General features: G+C 59.7%; 14 protein-coding genes. 8 read left to right on the plus strand and 6 right to left on the minus strand.

The window, feature by feature from the left end:
* Nucleotides 1-2,205 (plus strand): aconitate hydratase AcnA (acnA, locus tag B3Y70_RS10300; RefSeq protein ID WP_288589744.1); only part of this gene is annotated, 2,205 nt, incomplete at its 5' end.
* A 105-nt stretch (nucleotides 2,206-2,310) separates the two neighbouring features.
* Here acnA and B3Y70_RS10305 read toward each other — a convergent pair.
* Entirely contained in the window at nucleotides 2,311-3,501 is a 1,191-nt protein-coding gene (locus B3Y70_RS10305) for a GAF domain-containing protein (protein ID WP_273031677.1), read from the minus strand.
* Nucleotides 3,502-3,863: 362 nt separating this feature from the next.
* Here B3Y70_RS10305 and B3Y70_RS10310 point away from each other — a divergent pair, with 362 nt between their 5' ends.
* From B3Y70_RS10310 to B3Y70_RS10325, 4 genes are all read left to right on the plus strand, one after another.
* Complete coding sequence (locus B3Y70_RS10310) at nucleotides 3,864-4,184, plus strand: DUF2288 domain-containing protein (RefSeq protein WP_011787074.1); 321 nt, start codon at nucleotides 3,864-3,866, stop codon at nucleotides 4,182-4,184.
* A gap of 61 nt (nucleotides 4,185-4,245) precedes the next feature.
* Nucleotides 4,246-5,154 (plus strand): lysine exporter LysO family protein, encoded by a 909-nt coding sequence (locus B3Y70_RS10315; protein WP_014422918.1) that lies wholly within the window; start codon nucleotides 4,246-4,248, stop codon nucleotides 5,152-5,154.
* A gap of 108 nt (nucleotides 5,155-5,262) precedes the next feature.
* Nucleotides 5,263-6,219, plus strand: a complete 957-nt coding sequence (locus tag B3Y70_RS10320; protein WP_286894631.1) for an ABC transporter substrate-binding protein — start codon at nucleotides 5,263-5,265, stop codon at nucleotides 6,217-6,219.
* The gene (locus B3Y70_RS10325) at nucleotides 6,216-8,495 is read left to right on the plus strand and encodes a diguanylate cyclase domain-containing protein (RefSeq protein WP_288589745.1); all 2,280 of its coding nucleotides are present in this window, start codon (nucleotides 6,216-6,218) and stop codon (nucleotides 8,493-8,495) included. Before B3Y70_RS10320 ends, B3Y70_RS10325 begins: the two co-directional genes overlap by 4 nt.
* On the opposite strand, the gene B3Y70_RS10330 is transcribed toward B3Y70_RS10325, so the two are convergent.
* The 3 genes from B3Y70_RS10330 to B3Y70_RS10340 all read right to left on the minus strand — a co-directional run bounded on the left by B3Y70_RS10330 (nucleotide 8,477) and on the right by B3Y70_RS10340 (nucleotide 12,168).
* Nucleotides 8,477-10,084, minus strand: coding sequence for a Na/Pi cotransporter family protein (locus tag B3Y70_RS10330; RefSeq protein ID WP_288589747.1), 1,608 nt, complete (start codon nucleotides 10,082-10,084; stop codon nucleotides 8,477-8,479). The genes B3Y70_RS10325 and B3Y70_RS10330 overlap by 19 nt on opposite strands.
* A gap of 69 nt (nucleotides 10,085-10,153) precedes the next feature.
* A complete protein-coding gene (locus tag B3Y70_RS10335) occupies nucleotides 10,154-11,362 on the minus strand; it encodes an HD-GYP domain-containing protein (protein ID WP_273031685.1) in 1,209 nt (402 codons plus the stop codon).
* Complete coding sequence (locus B3Y70_RS10340) at nucleotides 11,359-12,168, minus strand: TatD family hydrolase (protein WP_222562211.1); 810 nt, start codon at nucleotides 12,166-12,168, stop codon at nucleotides 11,359-11,361. Before B3Y70_RS10340 ends, B3Y70_RS10335 begins: the two co-directional genes overlap by 4 nt.
* 119 nt (nucleotides 12,169-12,287) lie before the next feature.
* On the opposite strand from B3Y70_RS10340, the gene B3Y70_RS10345 reads away from it, so the two are divergent.
* Nucleotides 12,288-13,118 (plus strand): polyphosphate kinase 2 family protein, encoded by an 831-nt coding sequence (locus tag B3Y70_RS10345; protein ID WP_288589750.1) that lies wholly within the window; start codon nucleotides 12,288-12,290, stop codon nucleotides 13,116-13,118.
* A 10-nt stretch (nucleotides 13,119-13,128) separates the two neighbouring features.
* Entirely contained in the window at nucleotides 13,129-14,400 is a 1,272-nt protein-coding gene (locus B3Y70_RS10350; protein ID WP_278350990.1) for a D-amino acid dehydrogenase, read from the plus strand.
* 2 nt (nucleotides 14,401-14,402) lie between these two features.
* On the opposite strand, the gene B3Y70_RS10355 is transcribed toward B3Y70_RS10350, so the two are convergent.
* The gene (locus B3Y70_RS10355; protein ID WP_288589752.1) at nucleotides 14,403-15,083 is read right to left on the minus strand and encodes a tRNA/rRNA methyltransferase; all 681 of its coding nucleotides are present in this window, start codon (nucleotides 15,081-15,083) and stop codon (nucleotides 14,403-14,405) included.
* Here B3Y70_RS10355 and B3Y70_RS10360 point away from each other — a divergent pair.
* On the plus strand, nucleotides 15,082-16,326 hold the full coding sequence (locus tag B3Y70_RS10360; protein ID WP_288589754.1) for a methyltransferase: 1,245 nt from the start codon (nucleotides 15,082-15,084) through the stop codon (nucleotides 16,324-16,326). The two genes, B3Y70_RS10355 and B3Y70_RS10360, sit on opposite strands and share 2 nt — an antisense overlap.
* A gap of 76 nt (nucleotides 16,327-16,402) precedes the next feature.
* Here B3Y70_RS10360 and B3Y70_RS10365 read toward each other — a convergent pair whose 3' ends face one another.
* Nucleotides 16,403-17,608: an OmpA family protein gene (locus B3Y70_RS10365; protein WP_288589756.1), complete on the minus strand. Its 1,206-nt coding sequence runs from the start codon at nucleotides 17,606-17,608 to the stop codon at nucleotides 16,403-16,405.
* Nucleotides 17,609-17,620 lie beyond the last annotated feature (12 nt).

Genomic DNA, 17,620 nt, shown 5'->3' on the forward strand with positions numbered 1-17,620 from the left:
CAGGTGAATCTGGAATATCTGGGCAAAACGGTGTGGCAGAAGGAGGTGGACGGTAAAACCATCGCCTACCCGGACACGCTGGTGGGCACAGATTCCCACACCACCATGATCAACGGCCTGGGCATACTCGGCTGGGGTGTGGGCGGCATCGAAGCGGAAGCCGCCATGCTCGGCCAGCCGGTCTCCATGCTGATTCCGGAGGTGATCGGTTTCAAGATCACCGGCAAGCTGCGGGAAGGTATCACAGCCACCGATCTGGTGCTGACCGTCACCGAAATGCTGCGCAAGAAGGGCGTGGTGGGCAAGTTTGTGGAATTTTACGGTGATGGCCTGAAAGACATGCCGGTGGCTGACCGTGCCACCATCGCCAATATGGCGCCGGAGTACGGGGCGACCTGTGGTTTCTTCCCGGTGGACGAACAGACCATCAACTACATGCGCCTGACCGGGCGGGATGAAGCGCTGCTGGAGCTGGTTGAAAACTACGCCAAAGCCCAGGGATTGTGGCGGGAACCGGGTCACGAGCCGGTGTACACCGACACCCTGGAACTGGACATGGGCGATGTCGAGGCCAGCCTGGCCGGCCCGAAGCGGCCCCAGGACCGGGTAGCCCTGAAGAACATGAAGGCTTCCTTCGAGTTGCTGATGGAGACTGCTGAAGGCCCGGCGAAAACCCAGGAAGGCAAGCTGGAATCAGAAGGCGGCCAGACCGCAGTGGGGGTGGATAACAGCTACGAACACCCGGCCAGTCAGCCGCTGGAAATGAACGGCGAAAAGTGCCGGCTGGATCCGGGTGCCGTGGTGATTGCTGCCATTACCTCCTGCACCAATACCTCCAACCCGAGCGTGATGATGGCCGCCGGCCTGATCGCCCGGAAGGCGGTGGAGAAGGGCCTGAGCACCAAGCCCTGGGTGAAAACTTCTCTGGCGCCGGGCTCAAAGGTGGTCACCGACTACCTGAAAGTGGCCGGCTTGCAGGACGACCTGGACAAGCTCGGTTTCAACCTGGTGGGTTACGGCTGCACCACCTGCATCGGTAACTCCGGCCCATTGCCGGATGCCGTGGAAAAGGCCATTACCGATGGTGACATTACTGTAGCCTCGGTGCTGTCCGGCAACCGTAACTTTGAAGGCCGGGTGCATCCGCTGGTGAAAACCAACTGGCTGGCTTCGCCGCCCCTGGTGGTGGCCTATGCCCTGGCGGGCAACGTAAGGCTGGATCTGACCAAAGACCCGCTGGGTACCGACAAAGACGGCAACCCGGTGTACCTGAACGACCTCTGGCCCAGCCAGGCCGAAATTGCCGAAGCGGTCGAGAAGGTGAAAACCGACATGTTCCGCAAGGAATACGGTGAGGTGTTCGAGGGCGACGACATCTGGAAGTCCATCAAGGTGCCGGAGAGCAAGGTGTACGAGTGGAGCGATAAATCCACCTACATCCAGCATCCGCCCTTCTTCGAAGGCATGGGCGAGCAGCCCGAGTCTATCGAGAACATCAGGGATGCCAACATCCTGGCCCTGCTGGGGGATTCGGTGACCACCGACCATATCTCCCCGGCCGGTTCCTTCAAGCCCGATACCCCTGCCGGAAGATACCTGCAGGAGCATGGTGTGGAGCCGAAAGACTTCAACTCCTACGGCTCCCGCCGGGGCAACCACGAGGTGATGATGCGCGGCACCTTTGCCAACGTGCGCATCCGCAACGAGATGCTCGACGGCGTGGAAGGTGGCTTCACCAAATTCGTGCCCACCGGGGAGCAAATGGCCATCTACGATGCCGCCATGAAGTACCAGGAGCAGGGCACGCCATTGGTGGTGATTGCCGGTAAGGAGTACGGCACCGGCTCCAGCCGGGACTGGGCCGCCAAGGGTACCCGCCTGCTGGGCGTGAAAGCCGTGGTGGCGGAATCCTACGAGCGGATCCACCGTTCCAACCTGATCGGCATGGGCGTGATGCCCCTGCAGTTCCCGGAGGGCGTGGATCGCAAGAGCCTGAAACTCACCGGTGAGGAAACCATCAGCATCGAAGGCCTGTCCGGCGAGATCAAGCCGGGCCAGACCCTGAAGATGACGGTGAAGTACAAGGACGGCTCCACCGAGAGCTGTGAACTCAAATCACGGATTGATACCGCCAACGAGGCGGTGTACTTCCAGCATGGCGGTATCCTGCACTATGTGGTGCGGGAGATGTTGAAGAGCGCCTGAAAAAACACACCGGGCCGGTGCGTTCAGTGCCGGCCCTTTCCGTTTCTACTCTTAACAAACCTGAAATTGCTCTGCTCATATACCCTGATCAAAGGTTGCCGCGTTTCAGCTTTCCTTATCCAGTAACTCATTGACTAATTTTCGTATCTGATTGGTGTCTCGCCTGGCACTCTTAAGCAAGTTGTAGGTCTTGTCAGGTAAACCGTTGATTGCGCCCCCGAGGATCTGGTCCAGAGAGCGGGAAATGGAGTCCAGCGGGGCTTGAAGTTCATTACTGACTGTTGAGATGAACCGGCTTTTCATCTGTTCGGATTGATGGCGCTCAAGAATGGTTGCCACCCATCGAGCCAGCAGGGTCACAAACATTTTTTCACTTTCGGTAAACGCCGGCCTGTGCGGCTGTTCGGAAGAAAAGTTCAGGGTGCCAACAATCCTGTCGTCCAGCCAGATGGGTGCCGCTAGGTAGCTCTCCAGGCCGAAGGCCTGATAACAGGGATGGTTGCGATAGCGGGAGCGGGCTGTGTGGCTGATGGCCAGTACTTCACCTTGTTCCAGCGCCATGGAACAGTAGGTGTGGTCAAGTGGCAGCGACAGACCATCATGCAGAGTACTCGGCCTGCGTTCATGGTGCCAGCGGATGGTATAGGTCTGGTCGGTGATGTCGCTGACAATGGCGGTATCCGTACCGAGAAATCGATTGGCGGTTTCCAGTGCCCGTTGCACGCGCCTGGATTCATCATCGTCGTTGTCCAGGGCGATCTCGTTAAGGATGTTGAGTGCCCGGGCACGTTCGCCGTAATAGCTGCCGAGTTCCTGATACTGAAACTCCCGCTCCACCATGTCGGCTAGATCCCGCAGGTTGTGCCGGTCCTGATCGGAGAACGTTCGGGGCTTGCGATCAATCAGGCACAGGGTGCCCAGCCGGTTGCCGAAACGGTCTTCCAGTGGTGCACCGGCATAGAAACGGATGCTGGGCTCGCCGGTGACTAATGGATTATCCGAAAAACGTTCGTCGTTCTGGGCGTTTTCCACTACAAATGCGTCTGGCCCCAGAATGGCATGGCCGCAAAAAGAGATGTTGCGGGCGGTTTCCCTCACTCCCAGACCATAGCAGGATTTGAACCATTGCCGATCCTTATCCACCAGCGAAACCAGCGCAACAGGCACCTCAAACAGGTGTGACGCTATGCGGGTTATCCGGTCGAAACGTTCTTCGGGGGGCGTATCCAGCAATTGGGTGGCTTCCAGCGCTGACAGTCTACGGTCTTCATACGGTGGTAGTTCAGGGATTTTCATGGCGTTGCTTGCTCCGATGAATCTGGGTTGCAAACAGGCAGCTCGACCCAGAAATGAGCACCGTCTCTGTAACAGTAGCCGGCCACATCATTCATAAGGGTGGTCGGTTCAGCACTGAGTACTGCAATTGCAGCGAAGTGACCACCAAAAGACAGAGTGTTCAAGCCTGATTCCGTGGATTATGGAAGCGATGGCACAAACATGCTGTGCTATCAACGAGCATAGTGGAATTGATACCAGCGTGAAAATGATATAACGCAGTGCATTGCTGAGAAACCTGGAGGGTTAACTGAAGCGGGTGCGGATATTCCGGATTTAGGGTAGGCTGGCGCCCCGAAAATGAACTGATCACCGAGGTTGTCATGTCATCTCCCCAGTCGCCGGAAGAAATCAAGGCCAAACTCAACCTGGAGACCTCCCGCATTCACTGGCATGAGCTGCAAACCTATTATGCCCGGGGCCAGGTGGTGCGAGTGGCGCCAGAGCTGGACCTCCTGAATGTGGCGGCCCAGTTGGCGGCGGACAACAAGGCGCAGTTTGAGCACTGGATGTCCGGTGGGCAGGTGGGCGAGGTGGCGCCTGACCTCGCGCGCGCCTGGTACGACCGCAATGCGGAACTCTGGGCAGTCGTCATTGCCCCTTGGGTGCTGGTACAGGACCGTTCTGGTGAGCGTCTTCACTGAACGCCCCCGGTTTTCTCCCTAGCTGTCCTGCTCTTTATCCCTGTATTCGTTCGAGGTTTTCATGCTGACCGGTGCGCTCCTGATCCTGGCCCCGTTATTTCTGGGCTTTGCCATTGCCCTCTCCAATCGTCAGTTGATGACCGTGATTCACTATTCGGTGGAGGGCCTGGTGTATTTCATCCTGGCCCTGCTGGGATTGGGGCTGGGACAGATGGAAGGGTTGCTGGGCCAACTGGGTACCATGGCTGCCCAGGTAGCGGGGCTTGTGCTGGTCTTGCTGGTGGCGAACATGGCGGGCCTGTGGCTGTTTCACCGTTGGCAGCCAATGCACACGGAGGCGGCTGAAACCGGTTCCAGGCCCGGTTATGGCCGCCTGTTTCTGGCAGGCCTCAAACCGCTTTTGTCCGTGCTTATCGGTGCTCTGCTCGGGTATTTCCTGTTCCCGGATTTGCCGATGGTGGACGACGTGGCCACCTGGGCGCTGATGTTGTTGCTGTTCCTTATAGGGCTTCAGTTACGCAATGCCGGCCTGTCATTGCGCAAACTGCTGATGAACCGCCAGGGGCTGGGGATTGCACTGGCCCTGGTGGTTAGCTCCCTGGTGGCGGGGCTGGCTCTGGTGCCGGTACTGGATATTCCCTGGCATCAGTCTTTGGCCCTGGCCTCCGGGTTTGGCTGGTATTCACTCTCAGGCATTGTCATTGGTGATGCCCTGGGACCCGCCTGGGGCGGTGTCGCTTTCCTGAACGATGTGCTGCGGGAAATTATTGCTCTGGCCCTGATACCGTTGGTGATCCATGCCCGGCCAGCCATGGCCATCGGCTACGGCGGAGCCACCGCCATGGATTTCACACTGCCGGTCATCCGTAGTAGTGGTGGTCTGGCCTGTGTGCCGGTGGCCATTGCCTCCGGCTTTCTGCTGTCCTTCCTTTCGCCGGTGCTGATGGGGGTTTTTCTGTCGCTGGGATAGGTTGATTTTGCTCAATTTGACCCGGTGCAATGCTTTGGTCAGATTTACGGTTATAGTGGCTACGGATTAGTATGCAAAGACTACCCACCTCTGTCCCGGAGCTTCTGGATGCACCGCCGTCACTTTCTGCACCTGACGATAGCTGCCGCTGTTGCTGCGGGAATGAGTGGTTGCTCCCGGTCTGACCCCCTGAGAACCGGTATCCACCCCTGGATTGGTTACGAACCCCTGTACCTCGCAGAAGAATTTGGTTGGCTGCCGGCAACGGTGCAACTGGTAAAAGGCCAGGCAGCCAGTGATTCCATTAGTGGACTGATTTCTGGCAACCTGGACGCCGCGGCCCTGACCCTGGATGAAACCCTGAGAGTTCTTGCCGCAGGTGTACCGGTGAAGGCTGTGGCCGTTACCAATGTCTCCGTGGGCGCGGACGTGCTGCTGGTTCGGCCCGAAATCACCGGTCTTTCGGGGTTGAGGGGCCGGCGGGTGGCCGTGGAACTCGGTGGCGTGTCCGGCATCCTGCTGTTCTCGGTGCTGGAACGCGCGGGCCTGACCAGCAACGACATATCGGTGGTGGATTTACCGGTCAACGAACATATCCGGGCCTGGCAGCGTGGTGATATCGATGCTTCCATCAGCTACGAACCGGAGGCCTCCCGGCTGGTGGCCGAAGGTGCGGTACGTCTGTTTGACAGCAGCCAACTGCCGGAAACCATCTTCGATCTGCTGGTGGTCACTGATGCTGCGGCCAGTCGGCAGCCGGCTGCGGTACGGGATCTGGTGAAAGGACATTTTCTTGGCCTGCAGCATCTGGTTCGCAACATGCACGATGCGGTCTATCGGGTAGCCACACGCCAGGAGGTGTCACCGGATATGGTGCGCCAGTCCCTGGCAAACGTGATGTTGCCGGAACTCTCGGCCAATCACCGGTACCTCACGCACAACGGTCGGCTGGAAGTGGTGGCGAAGACTCTGGAAAATATCATGGTTCGTGAGGGGCTGATGGATAAGCCTCTGCGCTATGAGCACCTGACCGATCCGGCTTTCCTGCCACGGAGCCTGCCATGATAAAGGCTTTGCTTTCCCACTGCCTGGTTTGGCTGTTGCTGGTTGCTGCCAGCGTGCCTGCACCGGTGGCAGCCGGGGACTCGGTAACGCTCGGCGTTTTTGCCTACCGGCCAGATAATGTGATCAATGAACGTTATCAGCCCCTGGCCGACTACCTGACCCTGGAAACCGGCATGCCGGTGAACCTGAGGGTATTCAATCAGGATGATATGAACCGGGCGCTGGCGGCCAACCAGATCGATTTCTTCCTCACCAATCCCAGTCATTTTCTGGTGATTCGCAGCGAACGCAGCCTGACCGGTGCGCTAGCAACCCTGCGCCGGGCCTGGCACGGCGAAACCACGGGCAGTATTGGGGGTGTGATCATTACCCGTGCCGAACGGGAGGATATCAACCGCCTGCAAGACCTTGAGAAAAAAAGTATTGCCACGCCAGGGCTGACGTATCTGGGAGGCTATCAGGCCCAGGCGCTGGAGCTGGTCAATGCGGGTGTGGATGTCCGGCGCCACAACCGGATGGTGTTTCTGGGCAATCACGACCGGGTAATCCGCTCGGTGCTGTCGGGCGATACCGATGTCGGATTCATCCGTACCGGTATCTATGAAGAACTGCTGAGCGAGAACCCCAACCTTGCCGGCGAGCTGAAAATCATCAATCCGCAGCAGCTTCGAGGCTATCCGTTTGTGCTGTCCACCCGGCTGTACCCGGAGTGGCCTCTGGTTTCTCTGCCCCATGTTGATAGCCGGACGGTGCGCCGGGTAGCGTCGGCTCTGTTTGCTCTGGAGCCAGAGCATGCCGCGGCGCAGGCGGCTGGTCTGGCGGGGTTTTCACCGCCAGCGGACTATCAGTCGGTCGAGATGCTGACTCGAACCCTGCGTATGCCGCCCTACGATCAGGTGCCGAGGGTAACCTGGGTCGACATACTCCACCAATACCGCAACTGGGTGATTACCGTTGCTGTATTGTTCGTACTGCTGGTGATCACCAGTCTCTGGCTTGGCCGCAAGAAGAAACAACTGGCTTCTGAAGAGCGTCGGCTGCGTTCACTGATTGCCAGCTGGCCCCAGCCGATGCTGATGATCCGCAATGGCGAGCTGGTGGATTGCAATCGGGCCGCAGTGGATCTGGTGGGCTACACGTCAGAAGCGTCGCTGCTGGGCAAATCCCTGGCGGCCTTCTCGCCCCATAGCCAGCCGGATGGAACTCCGTCGTCACAGAAGTCCGAGGCGCTTTTTGCCCGGGTGACGGCCGGAGAGGTGTCCCAGACAGAATGGTTGTTTGTACGCTCGGACGGGGCCCGGGTGTGGGTGGCCATGACCCTGGCTCCGGTTTATGAACACGACAGTGACATCCCTTCGGTACTTTGTTCCTGGCACGACATCACCCGCCGAAAGCAGGCCGAGGAACAGCAACGGTTGGCGCTGAGGGTGTTCAAGAATGCCCGCGAAGCCATATTCATTACGGATGCCCACGGCGTGGTGATGGATATCAACGAAGCCTATACCCAGATTACCGGGCGGGATCACAAGTCTGCCATTGGCAGTTTGCCGCCCATGCCGGTGGATGAGGGCAGTGCCATACTGGTGGCCGCCAGCAGGCATGGAGTGTGGAGCGGAGAGTTTGCAGCCCGGCACCAGGACGGCCAGGCCATTGTCTTGAACCTGAGTCTGAGCAGTGTGCTGGACGAGCAGGGCGAACTGTCTCACTTTGTGGGTGTCTTCAGTGACATCACAAGGCAGAAAGAGATCGAGAAGCAGCTCAGGATCATGGCGCACTACGACGCCCTGACCAATCTGCCGAACCGGGTACTGTTCTCGGATCGTCTGCACCAGTCCATGGCCCAGGCCCGCCGGCAGAATTACCGGTTGGCGGTGATCTACATCGATCTGGATCAGTTCAAGCCGGTAAACGATGCCTTTGGCCACGATGCCGGAGATGGCTTGCTGGTGGAGGTGGCCCGGCGCATGCGCTCGACTCTCCGGGAGGAGGACAGTCTGGCACGATTGGGCGGCGACGAGTTTGCCGCCATCATCGTCAATGTGCCGGACGCGGCGACCCTGAATGTTCTGCTTTCACGGTTGCTAACGGTGATTGCCGAACCGGTGTGGGTGGCCAATCACAATGTCGAAGTGTCCGCGAGCATGGGTTACACCCTGTACCCGCAAGGTGAGGAGATTGACGGTGATCAGCTGCTTCGCCAGGCAGACCAGGCCATGTATCGGGCCAAGCGCGAAGGCAAGAACCGCTACTGCTGTTTTCAGGATACCGATGCCTGATCATGGCTGTGGTTGAGTAACCCCACACCATCCTGCCAATACAGTGCCTTGCTCCACTGATCGGTGAGCCGGCGCACAGCGCTGAGTTCGTCCAGAACCTGGTCACCCAGGCTGGAACTGAACTCCCGCCGGATCATCTTCTGCAGGGTGGCGGCTTTAAGCTGATGGTAGACTGTTTCGGCTTCCTGGAACTGCTCCGGCGCTGGCGCTTCTGACGCCACCAACACCCGAATAACCTCGAAATAACGGTTGAAAACCGGCTCCAGTGTTTCGAAATCCGTGCGGCGTGCCAGCGCCCGGAGCCTGACCAGATGCAGGGTCAGCTCAGTGGCTTCCGCCAGGTAACGGCAGGTGCGAATGCTCAGCGTCAGCGCATCCACCACCGACGGGTGCATTTTCTCGGCTCTCAGGCGCCCGATATAGTCGTTAATGGCTAGGTTCAGATTACGCACGGCATCGGCCTTCGGGCGGACATCGGATTCCTCCAGGCTTTCCCGATCCAGGCATACCCGCAGCAAACCCCGGCTGTGACCAATCAACCGCTTCATTTCCTGATCCACGGCGCCGATGGCCAGTTCCGGTGTCGTCACCAGAGTGTCATCGAGATATCGGGGTTCGGCGTTGTCCTCTTCCTTGCTGCGAAACAGCCGGCCGAGAAAACGGGCGAACGGTTGGGTGAAGGGCAGCATGATGGCGGCACCCAGAACGTTGAACAGCGTATGGAATAAGGCCAGCGAAACCGCCGGGTTGGCTTCCAGGTCCAACAGGTTGGTCAGGGTATTCACCAGCCAGAGCATGGCCGGCAGCACCAGCAGGGCGATGACGCCGGTGACCAGGTTGAACAGGATATGCCCGGTGGCCAGCCGGCGGGCGTTTGCCGTGGCTTTCAGGGCCGACAGCGCGGCGGTCGACGTTGAGCCCAGATTGGCCCCAATCACGGCCGCGGCGGCATTGTCGAGCGGGATCAGGCCGCCAGCTGCAGCGGTGAGTACGATGGCCAGGGCGGCGCTGGAGGACTGGGTAAGAACCGTGGCCAGCAGGCCAATCAGCATGAAGGCCGGCAGGCCATAATCGGCGTTGATCAGGTGGCCGTTCTGGAAGCCGAGAGCCGAGGATTCGAGCGCGGTTTTGAGAATCGACAACCCCAGGAAAAACAAGGCAAAGCCTGCCAGAGCTTCCCCCAGAAACTGGTTTCTCGGGTTGCGGCTGACCAGTTTGAAGCCCACCCCGGTGGCCAGCAGTGGCAGCGCCATGGCTTCGATCTTGAAGCCGAAGCCAATCAGGCTGACCAGCCAGCCGGTCATGGTGGTGCCGATGTTGGAGCCGAAAACGACGCCCAGGGACTGGGCCAGGGTCATCAGGCCAGCATTCACAAAGCCAATCGTTGCAACGGTAACCGCGCCGGAATGCTGCACGATACCGGTAATGACAAAGCCGGCAAACAGACCGCGTAGCGGAGTTCTGGTCCAGTGTCCCAGCATATGGCGAAGATGATGGCCGGCGGCGTTTTTCAGACCATTGGTCATCATCTCCATAGCCAGGAGAAACAGGGCGAGACCGCCCAGAACCTGGAAAACCGATGACAGCATGATGGAGTATCTTTGTTATGGATGGGGCTTTACCACTAGCCTAGCAGAGCCCGGGCGGGTTTCAGAGCTTCAGATCAGAAACTTCCGGATATCGAGCTTGTAGTCTTCCGGGTCGACTGCCCTGACAATCCGGTCCTGATTGCCAGGCCGTGACAGATCAATGGTTTCCACGGTAATCGGCAGCCGGAAGCGGGTGTGGTACATCACCCGCACTACGGGCAACCGCTGGTCGGCGTCGTTGGTTTCCACCACCACGCCCAGCCGCCCGCTCTCCAGCAGTACCAGTGAACCGACCGGGTACAGGCCAATGCAGCGGATAAACTGTTTCACCAGCGTCGGATCCAGGTGATCCCCGGACCATTCCAGCAGTTTTTTCAGGCCCTGGGTCGGCGTCATGCCTTTATGGTAGACGCGGTCAGAGGTGATGGCGTCGTAGACATCGGTTATGGCCACCATGCGCCCGTATTCGGTAATTTCTTCCCCTTTGAGGCCTTCTGGATAGCCGCTGCCATCGAGTTTTTCGTGGTGCTGGGCTGCCGTGATGACCGCGATTTCGCCAATGCCCTCGGTGCTGGCAAGAATATCCCGGGAGTGGCGGGCATGCAGTTTCATCACCTCGAATTCTTCCGCTGTCAGCCGGCCGGGTTTATGCAGAATCTCATCGGGGGTGAGGATTTTGCCCAGATCATGCAGCAGCGCACCGACAATGGTCTGGTGCAGGATGTCGGCTGCCAGTTTCCGATAACTGCCGAACAGCGACATCAGTACGCTCAGGTTGACCGAATGCTCCAGCAGGTAGTTGTCCTTCTCCCGGATCCGGCCAAGGCAGCTCAGCGCATTGGCATTTCGCAGCACTGAATTCTGTAATTCGTCAGCTAACTGATGGATGGGGGCCACATCGATTGCGCCACCGATCTTGACGTTATTCATGAAATTGCCCACCAGGTTCTGGGCCTGGCTGTGCACCCGCTGGGCAATGACAATTTCTTCTGCCAACGGTGCCTTGGGGGCATACCCCGGTTTCAGGGCTCCGGCATTCTGCAGGGCCGTTTCATTGCGCCGGTCCACCGCCGCCGCCGGCTCGGAATCCTGACAGTCGGCGCCCCGGCTGACATCAATGTAGACATACTGCACACCCATCCTGCGGATTTTCTCAATGGTCTCTTCCCGCTTGATCACCCCTTTCTTGCGCTGGGTGTTATGGGGGATCCAGTCGTTGTTGAGGTCGGTAATGTACATACCGACCTTCAGGGCAGAGATGGGAATGCGTTTGATCATTGGTGGGGGAAAAACGTCCGCAGGCTGTTTTGATAGGTCTGGCTCAATACCTGGTCCAGGGGTAAATCCTTTACTTCGGCAATTTTTTCGGCCACGAACGGCAGGTAAAACGGTGCGTTTTCACGGCCGCGATAGGGCACAGGCGTCAGGAACGGGGCATCAGTTTCCAGCAGGATCTGCTCGATGGGCGTCATGCGCACAATGTCCCGCACGTTCTCTGCCTTGTTGAAGGTGGTGATGCCGTTGAAGCCCAGGCACCAGCCCTGGTCGATGGCGTATTGTGCCAGCCCGGGTCCGGAGGTGAAGCTGTGAATAACACCCCGGCGCTCCAGCGAATGCTCGAACTCTTTGAGAATCGCGATGGTGTCGTCATCGGCGTCGCGGCTGTGAATTACCACCGGGCGGTCGCTGTCGCAGGCAATCTGCAGTTGCCGGCGAAACACGTCCCGCTGCACGGCGCGATCGGCATTGTCGTAGAAATAGTCCAACCCGATCTCGCCCACGGCCACGATCTTGTCGTCGGTGGCATGCTGGCGAATTTCCGCCTCCACCTCATCGGTATAGGTTTCCGCTTCATGGGGATGAATGCCCTGGGTACCAAACACCCAGTCAGCCGAACCAGCCAGCTCGCGCACTGCCGCCAGGTTCTCTGGTGACACCGCAATGGTGATCACCTTTTCGATGTTGACCCGCTGGCTTTGCTCCAGAGTATCGGACAACGGCCGGTCTTTCAGGTAGTCCAGATGGCAGTGGGTTTCGATGATCGGATGATCAAATACGGGAATCTCACGACGTTTCTTGCTCATGCCGGGGTACTAGACTCCATCAGGGTCGGTGTATGGATGCTATTCTGAGAAGCGAATCACACAAGTTTATCACTTTGTACGATTACTGACCTGCATCGTGGCGATAGGGAGTTTCCTTGATGAAGTATACGGCGTTTGCCCGTTCCTGGTTCCTGAATCCCGACAAGCCGGCTCTCGAAGGCTATCCCTCCCTGTACGAGGGCGAAGACAAGCTGCCTGCGCTTGAAGCCAGTCTGGAGGACATCGGAGAGTACCAGAGGCGGTTGTGGGCGAATCGTAAGCGGGCATTGCTGGTGGTCATCCATGGCCCGGACACCAGCGGCAAGGACAGCCTGATCCGGACGCTGGCCACCTATGCTGACCCTGCCGGCTTTCATGCCTGGTCATTCGGGCGACCCAATGAAACGGAAGCAGCGCATGATTTTCTCTGGCGGGTGACGCCCTATCTCCCCGCCTACGGCCAGATGGTGGCCTTCAACCGTAGTCATCATGAGGCCGTGATCGGGGAGCGGGTATGGCCCGTGCGTGATGCCGACACCTATCACTGGCCGGCCCGGTTCGAGGCGATACGACATTTTGAGCGTCACCTGGTCAGCGAAGGCACCTGTGTCGTAAAAATCTGGCTCAATCTCTCCGAGGATGAGCATAAACAGCGATTGCTCAAACGTCTGGACAAGCCCAGGAAGCGCTGGAAGTTTGACCGCTCGGACATCGAGGGCTGGAAACAGCGCACCCGTTATCAGGCCTTCGCCGAGGAAGCCCTGGCTCAGACCCACACCGAGGAAGCCCCCTGGTTCATTGTGCCCGGCGACCGCAAGCCCGAGGCCCGGGCTATCGTGGCGTCACTGCTGGCCGGGGTGCTGAAACAGCTTGCGCCGGACTACCCGGCCGAACATCCGGATGTACTGGAAGACTATCGTCAGCTGCTGGCAGCGAATGGTGTCAGCTAATGGAGGAATTATGCACATCGCAGTGGTAGGGGGTGGCGTGGTGGGTGTTACCACCGCCAGGGAACTGATTCGCCGGGGGCACCAGGTGACCCTGCTGGAGCGACACGACCTTGCGGGTAATGAGACCAGTAAAGGCAACGCCGCCCAGCGGTCTTACGGTGTGGTTTACCCCTGGGCTGATCCCTCCATGGTCTTCAAGGCACTGCCCTGGCTGTTCAAAACCGACGGCCCGCTCAAGCTGCGGGTGCCGCCTTCGGTAGAAGCCATCAAATTTATGTTTGCCACCCTGCGCTACGCCTGGAGCCCGGGCCTGTTTGGCCTGAATAAGCGGGCGATGCTGCGCCTGGGTATCCACAGTCGGGAGCGCTTTTTGGCTCTGGAACAGGAGCATGACCTGAGCTTTGATGGCGACCACAAGGGCCTGCTGCACCTGGCCAGCAGCCCTGAGGCCATGGATGATTATCGTAAGATTCACGACCTGTTGAATGAGCTGGGCATCGCCTCGCAGCTGCTCACGCCCGAGCAGGTGCGCGCCGCGGAGCCAGGTATGACCGGAGACGGGCCTCTCTATGGTGCTATCAGCTATGACACAGACGGCACCGGCGATTGCCACCTGTTTTCCCGGGCACTGGCGCAGGTGTGTGAACAGCAAGGTGCAAGTTTTCACTATGGTGTCGAGGTTGAGCGGCTGTTGTTTGATGACGAGAAGGTGAACGGGATCGAGTATCGAACCCGCGGCGGCGAGTTAGCCACTCTGGAAGCGGATGCGGTGGTGGTTTGTGCCGGATGCTGGTCACCGCAGCTGGTTCGGCCCCTGGGGCTGGAGCTACCGATCTATCCGATCAAGGGTTACAGCCTGACAGTGCCCCTCAGCGACCCGGACAAGGCCCCGGCCAGCACGATCCACGACGATAACCTGAAAGTAGTGTCGACCCGACTGGGCAACCGGCTCCGGGCCACGGGCTTTGTTGAGCTGGCGGACTTCAATCGCGACATTCCGGAGGCGCGCATCGCCACTATCAAGAAATCCGTGCGTTCACGCTTTCCCGGCTGTGCGGATCTTGAGGCTGCCGAAACCTGGACCGGTTTCCGCCCCATGACCCCGGATGGCCCGGCCATCATTGGCCGCGGGCCACGCCGGAATCTGTTCCTGAATACTGGCCACGGCACCTTCGGCTGGACCCTGTCGGCGGGCAGCGCCTCGGTGATTGCCCAGGTCATCGACGGTGAGGAGCCGGCGGTGCCGCTGGATGCGTTCCGGCCCGGAAGGTTCCAGGAGTAAGCTCAGAGTTTGCGTTCGAGGTTGCCGCACAGAGTGTGCACAAAGCCGACGTCCCGTTCGGAGAGCATGGGCAGGCGCTGGAACACCCATTGCGACAGCTTGCTGTCGGCCGGTGCCTCCAGCGCCGGTAACAGTGTTTCCAGGCGTTGCCGCAAGGCGCCCAGGCGGGCGTCTGAGGCGACCTCCGGCGTGTTGTCACTCTGGCGCGCCAGTCCGGACAGCTCCCAGGCATACAGCATGACCGCCTGCGACAGGTTCAGGGACGGATAGCTGACCGCCATCGGAAAGCCGGTGAGTAGATCGCACAGGGCCAATTCTTCATTGGCCAGGCCCCGGTCCTCGCGACCAAACACCAGTGCCGCCGTCGCCACTGAGCCACCTTTGTTGGCCAGTACCGAGCGCAGTGCGCCGGGTTCGTGCCAGTCCTGTCGGTGATGGCGGGGCTTGGCCGAAGTGCCCATCAGCAAATCCGCGGAGTTTCTAACTCCAGCCAGATCGGGGAAAATGCGCGCATTATCCAGAATGTGGTCGCTGCCATGGGCCAGCCAGTGGGCTTCGGGCCGGGTGTGCAGGTCGGAATTGACCAGCCACAGCTCAGAAAAACCCATGGTGCACAGGGCCCGCGCAGCCGCGCCGACATTTTCCGGGACTTTCGGTTCAACCAGTACAAAGGCCAGTTTCATGACATTACCTCCGGCGGCGAGTTTACACCAAGCCTCGGGTTGTTTTTACCAGCGCTGGCAGTCTTTGAATGACTGGCTGCGGGAACTGGAGCCATTCTGGCGCCCCATCCCGTTCATGGACCCTGCACCCGCCTGGCGCGACGCGCATCCGGAACTGGCGCGCTGGCTGGAGGCGCTTCCGGAGGTTGAGTGTCAGGACTGGGAGGAGCGGCTTCCGGAACTGTCCTCTGTGTTAGCCGGGTATGTCCCGGCGCTGGCCCGGTACCAGAATTTGCTTGATCTACCTCGTCTGGCGACCGAGGCCGAGAGCCGGCAGGCGGAATTGGCGGAGGTGGCCGCCGTTGATATGCCTGGCCGAAAACGACAGCAGGCCGGCGCATTCGCCGCTGCAATTTCACCCCTGGGCTATCCGGTACTGGACTGGTGTTGTGGCAAGGGCCACCTGGGCCGGACCCTGGCCCGGCGGGGTGCGGTGCAGGTAACCGGATTTGAGTGGAATCCGGACCTGGTGACCGATGGCAACCGCCTGGCCGAACACTATGGCGACCCGGTTCGTCTGGCTCATCAGGATGTGATGGCCGATGATCTCAAACTGCCTGAGCGCCACCATGGGGTGGCGCTGCACGCCTGTGGCGATCTGCACCGCCGACTGATGCAATCTGGTGCCCAGGCCGGTTTGCCCCGGCTCAGTCTGTCACCCTGCTGCTATCATCTGACCGAGGGTGAACGGTATCAGCTCCAGGCCCGGCAAACCCGGGAATACGGCCAGTGCTTGTCGGTGGATCGTAACGATCTGAGACTGGCAGTCCAGGAAACCGTCACCGCACCGGAGCGGGTGCGCGAGCAAACCATGCGCATCAGTACCTGGCGCCTGGGTTTCGATGCGTTGCAACGGGAACTGACCGGCAACAGGCACTACCTGCCGGTGCCGTCGCACCCGGCCTGGCTCAATAATGGCCGTTTCGAGGACTTCTGTCGCTGGGCGGCGGCAAAGAAACAACTGGCTCTGCCCGCCGATGTTGACTGGGCAGAATGGCTGGCGCGCGGTGAGGAACGATATCGTCAGGTGCGCCGGCATGAACTGCTGCGGCACCTGTTCCGGCGGCCCCTGGAACTCTGGCTGGTCCTGGACTACGCCGTGTTTCTGGAAGAGCAGGGTTACCGGGTTCGGCTGGGCACTTTCTGTGATCGTCAGCTGACGCCGAGAAACCTGATGCTGGACGCGGTACGCGAGGGCGATTGAAAGCCTGAACGGATTTCTGAATACGGGTCAAAAGAAAGGCGCCCGAAGGCGCCTTACCGAGGTTGCCCTGGTTGCCTTAACGGCGAACCTGGATGCGCGCCTCAACACGACGGTTCTGGGCACGGCCAGCCGGCGTGTCGTTGGTGGCAACAGGCTCGGCTTCACCATAGCCCACAGCACTGACACGGTCCGGATCGACACCCAGAGGCCCGGTCAGTCGACCAGCAACCGCTTCCGCCCGACGCTGGGACAGGAACTGGTTATAGCCGGCTTCACCGGCGCTGTCGGTATGGCCGGCGATCTCAACGGTGGTCTCCGGGTATTCCGCCATGAAATCGGCGACGCGACGGATTTCGTTGTCGTAGGCGTTGTCGATGACAGAGCTGTTGGTGGGGAACTGAACCCGCAGTTCAATGGTTTCCACCGTTTCAGTAATACCTTCGCAACCGGTTTCATCCACAGTGGCGCCGGCAGTAGTGTCCGGGCATTGATCCTGGCTGTTCACCACGCCATCGTTGTCGCTGTCGAGCTCACAGCCTCGGCTGTTTACTTCTGCGCCGGCTGGGGTGTTGGGGCACTGGTCGCGGCTGTCGGCCACACCGTCGTTATCGCTGTCCAGCTCGCAGCCACGGCTGTCGACACTGGCACCGGCCGGAGTGCCCGGGCACTGGTCGCGAGTATCGGGCACGCCGTCGCTGTCGGCATCGACCGGTGCTTTCGGGGCCGGGGCAGAAACTGTGCGGGTAAAGGCCCAGCTCAAGCCAAGCGAGACCATGGTGTCGAAGGTGCTTTCATCAATGCCGTGGAATTCCCGCAGATCGCCACGAATGGAAATGCCATCACTGACGTTGTAGCGGAAGCCCGTACCCACGTTTACACGGGTTTCATCGTGATCGGTGCCTGCCGTACGGTAGGAAATGGTATCTCCCAGCCCGAAGTCGGCATGGCCTGCACCCAGAGAAACGTAGGGATTCCAGGCAGCTTCCGGGCCGGCGAAGTAGTAGGTGCCGTCAACCCGGATTTCGTCAAAATCGGATTCGCCAGACACATACTTGCGGTCGGCATCGGCCCGTGAGTACACGGCTTCAACTGACCAGTGGGGGCGGAACCGGTATTCGACACCAACACCGAACGTGCCGGTTTCACTCAGATCCCGTTTATCGTCAAACAGCTGGAAGCCGGCAAACGGATTCAGGTAGATGGTTTCCTGGCGTTCCGCCAGGGCTGGTGTGGCAAGGGATGTTGCAAGGGCGGCCAGAGCCACCGGGCGCATGAGTTTCATGCAGAACCTCCT

This window comes from Marinobacter sp. UBA5687 (assembly GCF_002420325.1).
GTDB classification, from domain to species: Bacteria; Pseudomonadota; Gammaproteobacteria; order Pseudomonadales; family Oleiphilaceae; genus Marinobacter; species Marinobacter nauticus.